12 protein-coding genes are annotated in these 12913 nt (G+C 47.6%); 6 read left to right on the top strand and 6 right to left on the bottom strand.

The features are described 5' to 3' along the window. Positions 1-127: 127 nt before the first annotated feature. Positions 128-613, top strand: a complete 486-nt coding sequence (gene msrB, locus BS617_RS16395) for a peptide-methionine (R)-S-oxide reductase MsrB (protein WP_075174067.1) — start codon at positions 128-130, stop codon at positions 611-613. A 2-nt stretch (positions 614-615) separates the two neighbouring features. On the opposite strand, the gene BS617_RS16390 is transcribed toward msrB, so the two are convergent. From BS617_RS16390 to BS617_RS16375, 4 genes are all read right to left on the bottom strand, one after another. Continuing rightward, the gene (locus BS617_RS16390; RefSeq protein WP_075174066.1) at positions 616-1428 is read right to left on the bottom strand and encodes a nitrate- and nitrite sensing domain-containing protein; all 813 of its coding nucleotides are present in this window, start codon (positions 1426-1428) and stop codon (positions 616-618) included. After that, entirely contained in the window at positions 1428-2534 is a 1107-nt protein-coding gene (locus tag BS617_RS16385; protein WP_075174065.1) for a methyl-accepting chemotaxis protein, read from the bottom strand. Before BS617_RS16385 ends, BS617_RS16390 begins: the two co-directional genes overlap by 1 nt. 333 nt (positions 2535-2867) lie before the next feature. Beyond that, complete coding sequence (locus tag BS617_RS16380; RefSeq protein ID WP_139303233.1) at positions 2868-3950, bottom strand: TRAP transporter substrate-binding protein; 1083 nt, start codon at positions 3948-3950, stop codon at positions 2868-2870. Between the two features lie 206 nt (positions 3951-4156). After that, positions 4157-5413: a DUF2254 domain-containing protein gene (locus BS617_RS16375; protein ID WP_075174064.1), complete on the bottom strand. Its 1257-nt coding sequence runs from the start codon at positions 5411-5413 to the stop codon at positions 4157-4159. 170 nt (positions 5414-5583) lie between these two features. Here BS617_RS16375 and hexR point away from each other — a divergent pair, with 170 nt between their 5' ends. Together hexR and BS617_RS16365 are read left to right on the top strand one after the other, a co-directional pair. Continuing rightward, positions 5584-6474: a transcriptional regulator HexR gene (gene hexR / locus BS617_RS16370; protein WP_075174063.1), complete on the top strand. Its 891-nt coding sequence runs from the start codon at positions 5584-5586 to the stop codon at positions 6472-6474. Positions 6475-6731: 257 nt separating this feature from the next. After that, on the top strand, positions 6732-6935 hold the full coding sequence (locus BS617_RS16365) for a PA3496 family putative envelope integrity protein (RefSeq protein ID WP_075174062.1): 204 nt from the start codon (positions 6732-6734) through the stop codon (positions 6933-6935). A 115-nt stretch (positions 6936-7050) separates the two neighbouring features. On the opposite strand, the gene BS617_RS16360 is transcribed toward BS617_RS16365, so the two are convergent. Beyond that, the gene (locus BS617_RS16360; protein ID WP_075174061.1) at positions 7051-8541 is read right to left on the bottom strand and encodes an FMN-binding glutamate synthase family protein; all 1491 of its coding nucleotides are present in this window, start codon (positions 8539-8541) and stop codon (positions 7051-7053) included. Between the two features lie 324 nt (positions 8542-8865). Here BS617_RS16360 and BS617_RS16355 point away from each other — a divergent pair, with 324 nt between their 5' ends. The 3 genes from BS617_RS16355 to BS617_RS16345 all read left to right on the top strand — a co-directional run bounded on the left by BS617_RS16355 (position 8866) and on the right by BS617_RS16345 (position 11834). Beyond that, a complete protein-coding gene (locus BS617_RS16355; RefSeq protein WP_075174060.1) occupies positions 8866-9888 on the top strand; it encodes a sugar ABC transporter substrate-binding protein in 1023 nt (340 codons plus the stop codon). Between the two features lie 73 nt (positions 9889-9961). Then, on the top strand, positions 9962-11041 hold the full coding sequence (locus BS617_RS16350) for an ABC transporter permease (protein ID WP_075174059.1): 1080 nt from the start codon (positions 9962-9964) through the stop codon (positions 11039-11041). A 1-nt stretch (position 11042) separates the two neighbouring features. Beyond that, entirely contained in the window at positions 11043-11834 is a 792-nt protein-coding gene (locus tag BS617_RS16345) for an ATP-binding cassette domain-containing protein (RefSeq protein WP_075174058.1), read from the top strand. 127 nt (positions 11835-11961) lie between these two features. Here the strand turns inward: BS617_RS16345 and BS617_RS16340 are convergent, their stop codons facing one another. Continuing rightward, positions 11962-12912: an ABC transporter substrate-binding protein gene (locus BS617_RS16340; protein ID WP_212667475.1), complete on the bottom strand. Its 951-nt coding sequence runs from the start codon at positions 12910-12912 to the stop codon at positions 11962-11964. Position 12913 lies beyond the last annotated feature (1 nt).

Raw genomic sequence — 12913 nt, 5'->3', positions numbered from 1 at the left:
AAGAGCCCCGCAGGCTGACGACTACGACAGCATTATATAATCCAAGCCTTTTATAACTTTACGTTTAAAAGGAACCCTACGGGTTAAATAGTGACAAAGAATGTAGAGATAAACTGGAGATAAGAACATGAACAGACGCCGTTTTTTAACCCAAACGAGTTACTTGATCGCGGCAGGTACCTTAGCCACAGTCGCCCCATATTCATTGGCGAATGATAAACAAACCTTCGAGATCATGCGCTCAGAAAAAGAATGGCGTGCTCTACTGACTGACGCTGAATACGCTGTGATGAGGGAAGAAGCAACAGAACGCCCCAACAGCAGTCCTTTACTACATGAAAAGCGTGCGGGGATCTTCCATTGCAAAGGCTGCGATTTAGCCCTCTATGATGCAAGCACAAAATATGAAAGTGGTACTGGCTGGCCGAGCTTTTATCAAGAGCTGCCAAACGCGGTAGCAACCAAGGAAGACAGGAAGTTATTTAGCGTCCGTACCGAGGCTCATTGTCGACGTTGTGGTAGTCATCTCGGACATATATTTGAAGATGGTCCAGCCCCTACCGGCTTGCGCCACTGCTTGAATGGCATCTCATTGACGTTCCAACCGGCCTAAGGCTAGTTGGGGCACTTTAGCTGGCTAATTTCTTGGTCTACTTGTGCAAAGATACTGTCTAAGGCGCGCGTGGCTAATGCAAAGTAGCTTTGAGCGTCGAGTAATTCGCCATCTACTTGTGTCATGCTTTCAAGTACCGATAGAAAGTGACTAATTGGCTCCCCAGCTTCGTGGCCAGAGTTCGTTGATTGGCTTGGTGATAACATGGCACTCACAATTTGCCCGTGCAAATATAGCAAACGAATGCGAGCCACACTATCACAGTGCCCCGCCGCAGACACACCCGTACCGATCGCTCTTGCTTGACCCACGTATTCTGCCGCTTGTAAGACCTGCATTAGTCGTACATTGGTTGAAGATGTACTGGCTGCTGACTCTAACGAATGCGCATCAGCTACGTCTTCAATTAAATAAAGAAAGTTAGTAATCAGCTTATTATGTTGCGTTAAATTACTCGCCAAACCCAATGTCTCATACTGCCCATTAAGACGCGACCAATGATCGGTGATTCCACGAAAACGACTGTTATTCATAAAACCATCAAGCATGGCTATATCCGCCAATAAGCGGGAAATGTCGCGCTCAAGCGTTTCTATTTGATCAATTTGAGAATGATCACCGCCAAGATAACCGGTGGTTAAACCTCGATGCTGCTGCGCTTTAATCAGCACCTCTACTAACCGCTTGATGTAACTAATGCCCTCTACCTTTTGATGCGCGGCGTATTTTTTTAGCCATCGCACCCGTAAAAAAACGCCCGCGACAATCACAAGACTTAAAATGACAACCACAAACACACCAGTTGATATAAGCATTATGTCTCCTGAGAGCTACTGTCTGTTAAATGAAGAAGATGCTTAGCTACAAATGATACTTGGTCCGCCATATAATTATTTTCATTAGACTTTTCAACCACATGCCCTACCTGTTCCGAGATTTCTTCTGATGCACACCGCTGCTGACTAGCAGCATTAGAAATTTCCGCAATATTACTCGCGACGTCGGCAGAGCTATGTACAATTTGCAGCAACTGCTGATCGGTTTGTTGAGTTCGCTCCACCGATTGCTGTGCAACTAATGTCACTTGCGACATAGACTCGCGTACACGCCCCATTTGATGCGTCACAGAATCAATCGTTTTAGAGATATCACGCGCACTGTTTTGCGATAACTCGGCTAGGTTTCTTACCTCATCAGCGACTACAGAAAACCCTCGGCCATGTTGACCGGCTCGTGATGCCTCAATCGCCGCATTTAAAGCCAATAAGTTAGTTTGCTCAGCGATGTTACTCACCAATGCCGACATTTTAGCCACCTTGGTCGACTCGGCTTCGAGTGTCGTCAGCTGTTGCTCCGTTTGGCTTGCTAATGATTCGACATGCTCAACATCGCTTTTGACCAAATTAATACTCACACTACCCTGCTGAGCTAACTCTCCCGCTTGAGTAGCCAGCACCAACACCTCGTCTAAATGCTCGACCATACTGGTGACATTTTGCCTAATTTGGGTAACAGCAACGGCCATAGACTCAGTTGCTTCTGTTTGGCCATGCGTATTAGCGGCCATATGTTCAGCATGCGCTGAAAGCTCAGCCGCCGAGTGCGCTATTTCGGCAATAATGTCCTGCGCCTCTTTCGCTGTCCGATTAGCCTCCTTAGTAGAGGTAAGCACATGCTGATCGACCATACGCCGCTCTTGTGGCATCGCTGAACCCAAAGAGGAGTGATTAGCCGTTTGTTCCACAAGCAACGTGGAAAAGCGCTCCCTATCCCCTTTTAAGCTCCACAAATAAGCCATCATTAACAGCAGCGCCACACTTTGCAGAAAAACGGCTAGATACAGATCCGCTAACCCAATAGCGATAGCAACCGATGCACTTGAAAATAGGCCAACACCCCAAACGGTGATTGGACTGCTCATTGTTTTACAGAAAGACCTTTGCCACATAACACAACCGTAGGATTCAATGCTCATATGGTATGACAAGCAAATTCTGCACCAGCAAGATAGCTCCAGCCACTAGAATTCATTCGCTTAAACTAGGGTATACACGTAACGCAGAGCTTAAATTAAGAGACGATATAAGGGCTTTACGCGCAAATGCTCAGCAACTCTCTAGCGTACACATAGGATGGCGATACTAAACGGGACATTCAAATACATTAGCGCCACGCCACGCCCTATAAAGGCGCACAAAAAAGCCGACTCAATAGCCGGCTTTTGACATTCTGCACTCAATTAATGCATTGAGGGTTAAGCGAGGGGGTTACGAGCATTTAAGTAAGCTTGCTCAGAAACTTGGTGCCACTTAGTCGCTTGATCACGGAACTTAACGAACGAATCAAATACTTTCTTCGTAATCTCGTCCTTGGACGCTTCTTCTGCTATTACTTCATCAGATAACGCTTTAATTTTATTTAATACATCATCTGGGAATTTACGCAGCTCAACACCGTGGTCATTCACTAATTGCTCAAGAGCACGGTTGTTCTTCGCCGTGAAGTCAGCCAGCATATCTTGGTTTGCAACACGAATTGCCGTGCGCACAAGCACTTGCAAGTCTTCTGGCAGCGCCTCTAATGCTTCTTTGTTGATAAAGCATTCCATTGTAGAACCCGGCTCATGCCAACCTGGGTAGTAGTAATACTTCGCAGCTTTATACAAGCCAAACGCCAAATCATTATATGGACCAACCCATTCAGTTGCATCGATAGCACCTGATTGCAGTGATGGGAAAATCTCACCGCCGGGTAATAGTACCGGGGTACCGCCCGCACGTTTGAGTACTTCACCGCCTAGCCCAGGGATACGCATTTTTAGGCCTTCAAGGTCAGATACTGAGTTAATCTCTTTATTGAACCAACCGCCCATTTGTACGCCGGTGTTACCAGCGGCGCCAGGTACCAGACCAAACGGTTCGTACACTTCTTCCCACAACTCCATACCACCGCCGTGATACAACCAGCTGTTCATCTCTTGCGCAGTCAAGCCAAATGGGACAGATGTAAAAAACTGTGCCGCACGACTCTTGCCTTTCCAGTAATAAGCAGCCCCATGGCCGAGCTCTGCTGTACCGCGAGATACCGCATCGAAGATTTCCAATGCGCCAACTAGCTCTTTAGCGCCATAGACTTTAACTTGGATACGGCCACCGGTCATTTCACCGATTAACTTGGCTAAGAAATTAGCGCCTGTTCCTAATCCAGGAAAGTTTTTTGGCCACGTAGTAACCATTTTCCATTTATATTCTGGCGCGGCTTGTGCCGTGCTAGATACCATTGCACCTGCAGCAACTGACGCGGCACCGGCACCTTTGAGAAATTGACGACGCTTCACTGGTCTACCCCTTTATTGTTTTATTTGAGTATAGCAATCTGAAAATACCATGCACTTTAGACCCCTGCAACGCTGGGGTACAGTCGTCTGAATACGTACGTGGTAATACGGACTCAGCTGTTCGACTGAGTGTCGAGGGCATGGTTACTACCTCGACTGGAGGTTGTTAAACAATATGTTAGCTTATTTTTCTCTTGTTACGGATATTACATCGTAAACTGTTTATCTAAACACGTCTTTAAGCGCGCTTTATCCGTTTCGTAGGGTAAGCTATCTAGTGACCGTTGACGTGCTTCAGCCAAAAATTCTTTAGCCGTTGCTTTACAACCGTCGTCAGACATCAGCTCCAATGAGCGTAACGCTTTTTGCAAACGCACCCCCACTTCTACCATCGCAGCACCATCGCGGGACAGTGGCATAAACGCCGCATCAAATAACGAAAATTCGGGCAGTGCTGGCACATGTAAACGGTCATGTTGAGGCTCCTTAGGCTCACAGCCTTGCACACGGATAGCCATGACACGCACTAACGTTTCAATGACATCAATGGCGGTACCTGGATCATTGATCCCCGGGGACAGAGCACGCGAGCCTATCTCTGATAATGCGATGAGTCCAAAGCACGGGTCTTGCTCAAAAGAACGACGATCGCCAATCACAAAAGCCGAGCGGATATCATCCACCAACTCGTGCGACAACCCCGCTTCATCGTTTCTCAATGTGACATAAAGAATCGGCAAATTAGGTGTGCAATATGCCCCTGGACGGCGCTCAAGATAGAAGTCAGCATCAATCTCTTCAGCGATTTTTTGTAACTTTGGAACATCGATATTCTGAATATAGCCAATCTGGTGATGATCTATAACGGTCGGGCGATCAGGCTTTTCTGTTCTTTCAAAGCCTCCCATATAGGGGTTATTACAATGCACTTCCATGGCCTCTTTAGCGACCCGCTCAACTCGTGAAATAGTTTCACTAACACGGCCTAAGTCCCCCAAATGATCAATCCAGCGCAGCAGCGTAATTACTATTAGCGCCACTAATATCAACGTGGCGGCAAATAAGACTAATCGCCCTCCGCCCCCGTATAACCCCGTGTTTAGCGCAATCAACCCCACTAAACTAAACAGAAAGGCACCCAAAAAAGTGGACAATGCATTTTGTGCGGTAGTGTCTTGCAGTAACAAGCGTGTTGCACGCGGTGTCGCCGTATTAGCTGCGGCACTCGTCGCCGAGACCAAGGTGCTCAATGAGAAAGTCGTCACCGTCAGCATACTGGAAGCAAGAATCGTCAAAATTGCGGTGACGGTTTCAGGGCCAACAAGCTCCGTTAACTGTTCGGGAATATATGGCCCAATCCAAATCGCGATCAGAGCGCTAATAATAGCCGCGGCACAGAATAAAGCGGCTCTCACCCATAACCGCTCGGCCATCCGTTTTAATCGCCACCAGTGTCTGTTCATCCCTTTCTCCTTTTCGAATAACGTCGCGCTGCAGAGGTTATTAAGCTCACATCATACGCAAGCATCCCTCAGTATTCTTGCATTAATATCGCATGGCAATCTGGTTAGGTTGTTTCCTTTTTCATTGATATACTTGAGGTTCTTCATGACTGTTTAGGAAACAGCTTGCTTTGAACTCAGCTAATTTACTTAAGTCCATTACCGATGCACGCCCTAAGCTGAGAAAATCTGAGCAAAAGGTGGCCGACTTTGTGCTGCTCAATCCCAATGACGTAATTCACATGCGTATTGTTGATTTGGCTGCTCAAGCACAAGTCAGTGAGCCAACCGTTGTGCGCTTCTGCCGAGCTCTTCACTACGACGGTTTTCAAGACTTCAAGCTGACCCTCGCACAGGGATTAGCCAGTAGCACGAATTTTGAGCAGTTTGCGCTGGATTCCAAAGATACCGTTGCCGAATTTAAGCAAAAAATCTTTGATTCCATGATTGGTAATATGGTTAACATCCGTGATCAGTTAGATGCCGCTACGCTAGAAAGTGCCATTGACGCTCTGGTTAAAGCAAAACGTATCGAATTTTACGGCTTTGGCGCCTCTGCAGCCGTCTGTAGCGATGCGCAGCATAAGTTTTACCGGTTACAAATCTCGGCTGCAGCTTACTCCGACCCGCACATGCAAACCATTTCCGCTGTATCAATGAGTAAAAGCGATGTCGTGGTCGCCATATCACAAACAGGGCGCACCAAAGACTTGTTGCATACGGCTAAACTGGTTAGGGAAGCTGGTGCGACGTTAATTACGCTGTGCCCCAGTCATACGCCGTTGGCTGAAATTGCCACAATTCCTATCCATATCGATATTGAAGAAGACAAAGACCTCAGCACGCTCATGTCGTCCCGCGTGATGCATTTGGTCGTCATTGATATCCTAGCCGTAGGCGTTGCTATGCGACTTGGCCCGGCATTAATCGATCACCTCAAAACAATCAAACGAAGCTTACGCTCGCTACGCCAAAATGATAAACGCTTAGTAACTCGACGAAACGATAACACTGACGACTAGGCGCTGCTCACTATTTACGACGGTTCTTCGAGCAAAAAGATCTCCATAGCATCCTGCGAGCGTCTAAAGCCATTTAATTAGCACTAAAGTCGTCTATCCTCGTCATAAAATTGTAATCCTCAATGATTAATCTGCCTGAACAACGCAATACTTGGTTGAAAAACGATCAGTAATTGGGTAAAAAAAGGGACATCAGTTAAAAACTGATGAACCTACTCGGTTCACGGACTCGATAATAATGAGTGAGGTTACAAAAGATGCTTAATCAAAAAAGCGGTAATCTAAGCGACGTACAAATCGAAATTATTGATACTCTGATTGGCTACGAAGACGAGGAAAAGCAACGCAGCAAGCAAGTCGCCTCTAAGCGTTTACTAGCAGCAAGACGCGCAATTGAAGCGCATCGCGAACAGAAGCGCCTAGAAAAAGAAGCCCTAGACACATGGTTTGACGACATTTAGTCGACAAAATAAAACAGACTTTGATACATAAGGCTACCTGTGCCTAATTACAAAGGTAGCCTGTCACCCTAGGGTACTGCCTTTAATATTTAAAGGCTTCAATAGCCGATTACGCTTAGTGCTCTGGGTAAATTATATTCAACGGCACAGAACGCCCTCCATCCAAGACCACCGCAGCATGATGGCGCTTGAGCTGTCTAGGTTCCGGAGCACCACACGAATGTGCAATCGTTTCCACTTCATGCACTAGATTATGATGGTAGTGCGCTACCCGCTCCGCTTTATCAATAGGAACTAGCCCTTGGTTCAAATCAGGATTGTGAGTTGTCACACCCGTAGGACACGTATTTTTATTACACTGCAATGCCTGAATACACCCTAGCGCAAACATAAACCCGCGCGCACTCACAACAAAGTCAGCCCCTACACAAATGGCGGCCGCCACATCGGTCGGGTTAATCATCTTCCCAGAAACAATAATGCGAATACGATCACGTAGTTCATACTGAATCAGCTTGTTGACCAATATAGGTAAGCTCTCACTGACCGGTAAGCCAACGCTATCCATCAAAGGCATCGGTGCCGCTCCCGTGCCACCGTCAGCGCTATCCAGTGTGATAAAGTCTGGTGCAGCCTCTATACCGCGCTTCAATACTGCCTCGCAAAACTGATCCAACCAATCGGTCGTCCCCAGCACCAACTTAAAGCCCACGGGTTTCCCGGTTACTTCACGAATATGAATCAGACGGTCAAGTAAATCATCCATTGAGGCGATATCAGGATGTCGATTAGGGCTAATCGATGCATGCCCTACGGGTATACCGCGAATATCTGCGATTTCTTGGTTAACCTTTTCTGCCGGTAAAATCCCCCCTTTCCCAGGCTTAGCCCCTTGGCTGAGCTTAAGCTCAAACATTTTCACCTGCGGGTGCGCCGCTTTCTCACGCAGTTTTTCATCAGATAAGAGGCCTTCACTGTTACGCACGCCATATTTAGCCGTACCAATTTGAAAGACAATATCGCAGCCTCCTTCTAAATGGTAAGGCGACAGCCCGCCTTCCCCAGTATTCATCCAGCACCCTGCTTTGGCTGCCCCACGCGATAGCGCTTGAACCGCCGGCTTTGATAAAGCCCCGTAGCTCATCCCCGAAATGTTGAAGAAAGAAGGTGCATCATAAGGCTCGCGACAATATGGCCCGATACGCATAGGCTGCGATGCTGCTGAATCTTCCGACAAGGTTGGAAATGGGCAGTTTAAAAAGTAGTAAGTACCCGCTCGACGTAAGTCACGCGTAGAACCAAATGCGACCGTGTTATCAACATTCTTTGCTGCGCGATAAGCCCAACTACGCTGGGCGCGGTTAAAGGGTAGCTCCTCTCGATCCATCGCAAAGAAATATTGGCGGAAAAACTCACCCAGATGCTCAAAAAGGTATCGAAACCGGCCAATCAACGGATAATTACGCAAAATCGTTTGTGAGGTTTGTTTACGGTCATGGCGGTACATAACAACGCCCGCTATAACCAACACAACAAAGATTACCAAAAATAAAATGCCAATCGTGGCAATAAAGTTTACTGCAAATGAAGTAACCGTTTCGTTCACCTGTTGTCTCCCTGCTTTTGTATTGTTGCTTTTTTTACTCGCTCTTGTTGGTGCGACTATAGCACCCCACTTACTTGGCTCCCATAGCCGTTATACATCTACAGTCGGCAAATATTTCAATTGTTAACAGAAATATGTCGATTGGAAATTCGTCATTAACTCGCCGCCTTTCTAATTGAAAGTGAGCCCCGCCTGCCGCAGTGATTTAACAGCTATCTGTATAAACCTCTGAACGACAGGCTGGTGTGCTTCCAGATTTAGATATTCCAACGATAAAGACAACGAATACAAAACATCCAAAACAAGAATAACGGGAGTGTTTCCATGAAAATGAAATCCGGTCTTTTAGCACTAGCTATGTCTGCAGCCATTGCGACACCTTTCGCCACAGCCGCTGACAAGCCAGTAGTAGGTTTGATCACAAAAACGAATACCAACCCATTCTTCGTAAAAATGCGCGAAGGCGCTCAGGAAAAAGCTGACGCGATGGGCGTTGATCTACGTACATTTTCCGGTAAGTTTGACGGTGACAACCAATCTCAAGTGCAAGCTATTGAAAACCTTATCGCGTCAGGCGCTAAAGGTATCTTGATTGCCCCAAGCGACCCAGTAGCTATCGTTCCAGCCATTGATCGTGCACGTAAAGAAGGTTTGTTAGTCATCGCTCTCGACACTCCATTAAGCCCTGCTGATGCGGCTGATGCTACGTTCGCCACTGATAACTACAAAGCAGGCGTTTTGATCGGTCAATGGGCCGCTAAAACATTAGGCGATGACGCTGCAAACGCGAAAATTGCCATGCTCGACTTAAACAGCAGCATGATCACAGTTGACGTTGCACGTGACCAAGGCTTCTTAGAAGGCTTTGGCATCGATGTAAAAGATCCAAACATAATCGGTGACGAATCTGATGCCCGTATCGTCGGTCATGACGTAACAAGCGGTGCCGAAGAAGGTGGTCGTCGTGCCATGGAAAACTTGCTGCAAAAAGATCCGGGCATCAACGTGGTTTACACCATTAACGAGCCTGCGGCTGCCGGCGCCTACGAGGCACTTAAAGCGGCTGGCCGCCAAGACGATGTATTAATCGTATCTGTAGATGGCGGCTGCCCTGGTGTTGAAAACGTTAAAGACGGCGTGATCGGCGCAACGTCTATGCAGTTCCCTCTACGCATGGCATCTATGGGTGTAGAAGCTGTACTTGAGTACGCTAAAACAGGTACTAAACCTTCAGCAACTGAAGGCTTAGACTTTGTTAACACTGGTGTAGAGCTCATTACCGACGCACCTCAAGACGGTGTTAAATCTACGTCATCTAAAGATGGCCTAGGTATGTGCTGGGGCTAATAACTCCGCGTTTGATATAAGTCCAGCAGGGCAGAGCTGCCCTGCTTTTACTGCGTAACACCGGGAGATCCTCATGGCCAATCCTGCATCAGCCCCCAAACAAGAAGCCGCTCAACACGAGCTAGTTGCTTCATCAGCCAAAGGCGATTTCGCTAAGTTTGAAGCTGAAAAACTCTCTTTTATGGAACGAGCACATCGCTTCTTCCACCAGCACCCAACAGCGGCACCGGCCATCGTATTACTGCTAGCGGTAGCTGCTTTTAGTTTTATTATCGGGGATCGTTTCTTACACCCGTATAACATGTCCTTGATCCTCCAACAGGTAACGATCATCGGCATTTTGGGTATTGCCCAAACCCTCATTATATTAACTGCGGGTATCGACCTCTCTGTCGGTGCCATCATGGTACTTACCTCTGTCATCATGGGCCGAATGGCCATTGATATTGGCTTGCCTCCTTTTGCCGCATTAGGTATCGGCTTATTTGCTGGTGCAGTCTGCGGTTATATTAATGGCTTACTTGTTACTTTTTTCCGTTTACCGCCTTTCATTGTGACATTGGGTACATGGAATATCTTTTTTGCCTTGAATTTGTGGTATTCAAAAAGCGAAACGATCCGCTCACAAGCCATCGACAATGTCGCGCCACTACTGCACTGGACCGGGCAAACCATAGAGTTTTTTGGTGCCAAACTTAGCTATGGCTCACTGCTGATGCTGGCACTGTTTTTATTAGTTTGGTACGCACTGAATTGGACCGCTTGGGGCCGCCATGTGTATGCCACAGGTGATGACCCTGCCGCAGCACGCTTAGCAGGTATCCGTACTGATCGTATCCTCATGTCTGTCTATGTCGTTGCCGGTATCGTGTGTGCCATCGGTGCTTGGGCGTTAATTGGTCGCATCGGCTCAGTCAGCCCACAAGCAGGCATGATGGCTAACCTAGACAGTATCACCGCCGTGGTTATCGGTGGCTGCAGTCTCTTTGGTGGCCGTGGAGCCATCTTCGGAACCTTGATTGGCGCCCTTGTGGTTGGTGTATTCCGTAATGGTCTTGCGCTGGCGGGTGTTGATGTACTCTGGCAAGAATTTACCGTCGGCTTACTGATTATTGTTGCAGTAGGTATGGACCAGTGGATCAGGAAGGTGTGATATGAGCATTACTAACGTTTTAGAAGGTCGTAACCTCGTTAAACGCTATGGCCACGTAACGGCCATGGACGGTGCAGATTTTGACTTGCGTCGTGGTGAAATCCTAGCGGTTATCGGTGATAACGGTGCTGGTAAATCCTCCCTGATCAAAGCGTTGTCAGGCGCTATGATTCCAGATTCAGGTGAGATCAAACTGGATGGCAATCCTATTAGCTTCAAAAGCCCAATGGATGCGCGTAATTCAGGCATCGAAACTGTGTATCAGAACTTAGCGGTATCTCCATCACTCGGTATTGCTAACAACCTATACCTAGGACGCGAACGCCGTCGCCCAGGTATCTTAGGCTCTGTTTTCAGAATGCTAGACCGCAAGGCGATGGAAGATGAGGCCAAACAAAAACTAAGCGATCTTGGCTTGTTAACCATCCAAAACATTAACCAAGCGGTAGAAACGCTTTCAGGTGGTCAGCGTCAAGGGGTTGCCGTAGCGCGTGCAGCTGCGTTTGCGAAGCATGTTGTTATTATGGATGAGCCGACCGCCGCACTAGGGGTAAAAGAATCCCGTCGCGTGTTGAATTTGATTAAAGACGTACGTGACCGTGGTTTGTCTGTGGTACTTATCAGCCATAACATGCCCCACGTTTTTGAAGTAGCCGATCGAATCCACATCCACCGTTTAGGTAAACGTGTTGCGGTCATAAAACCCAGCACACACACCATGAACGATGCGGTGGCGATTATGACGGGTGCAATGAACCCTGAAGATCACCAGGCAGGTGCTTTCGCGGAATAACGAGCATCCTTTATCCGGCTCTGTAGACTTGGTCATACTGGGCAGAGCCGGATTCTTTTCTCCCCACCCCATTCAAACCGCCTTTCTTAACACTCACACTAACTCACTGCACTCGTTTGCGTAAAACTTACCAAGTTTTAGCGGACTTATTATTTTCCGGTGTAATCAGCACCGCAGGAATGAGCACTTCGTTTGTTTCTAGCGTATGGCCTTGCATCAATTCATACCCCATTTCGACAGCCTTTTTAGCCATCTGTGTTGGAGACTGTGTCGCCGTTCCACGAATCAGTGTGTTGGGTTGCGACATAGCTTCAATCACTGAAGGCGCGCCGTCCACACTCACGATAATAAACTCATCACGGCCTGATTGTTGGGCAGCCACTTCCGCACCCAGCGCCGCCGGATCATTAATGGTAAAAACCGCATCGATATGCGGATAGATCATTAACAAGTGCGTCATCATTTCCAAACCGCCCTCGCGGCTGCCACCACTGTTGCGATCATCTGATAAAATGGTGATATCTGGGTAGTCAGCTAACACGGTTTCACAACCTTGAACACGCTCAATAATAGACGATACTTGCGGGCCATTTAGAATAACCACGTTACCTGCGCCATTGATCTGCTCGGCTATATACTGGCACGCTATTTCACCAGCCTGAGGGTTGTTGGTAGTAACAGTGGCATCGGCTCCCGCGGCGTTCACATCCACAGCGAGCACCTTTACGCCGGCCTGTTGAGCTCGAGCGATTGCTTCTTCAAAGGCGTCGTAGACAGCGGCAGATAATAAGATCATATCAACCCGCTGTGATACAAACTGATCTATTTGGCGACGCTGGCGCTCTACATCGTACGCACTGGATACAAGGATTACCTCTGCATTGTCGCCCACTAACTCTTGCGCCTTTGCTTTCGCACCTTGAGCGATGCGTGCAAAAAACGGATTTCCTAAGTCCGACACCGAAACGCCAATTTTTAGACGAGCCGGCGGCTCCGCTAGTGCATGAAAACACGTTCCCATGCTCACCGCGCATGCTAAAAGTAATGGCGCATATTTTTTATAAATCATGATACTCATT

Origin of the sequence: Neptunomonas phycophila (assembly GCF_001922575.1) — a bacterium.
GTDB lineage: Bacteria > Pseudomonadota > Gammaproteobacteria > Pseudomonadales > Balneatricaceae > Neptunomonas > Neptunomonas phycophila.
The sequence above is the reverse complement of the archived record's forward strand: the minus strand, read 5'-3'. Positions and strand labels throughout refer to the sequence as shown.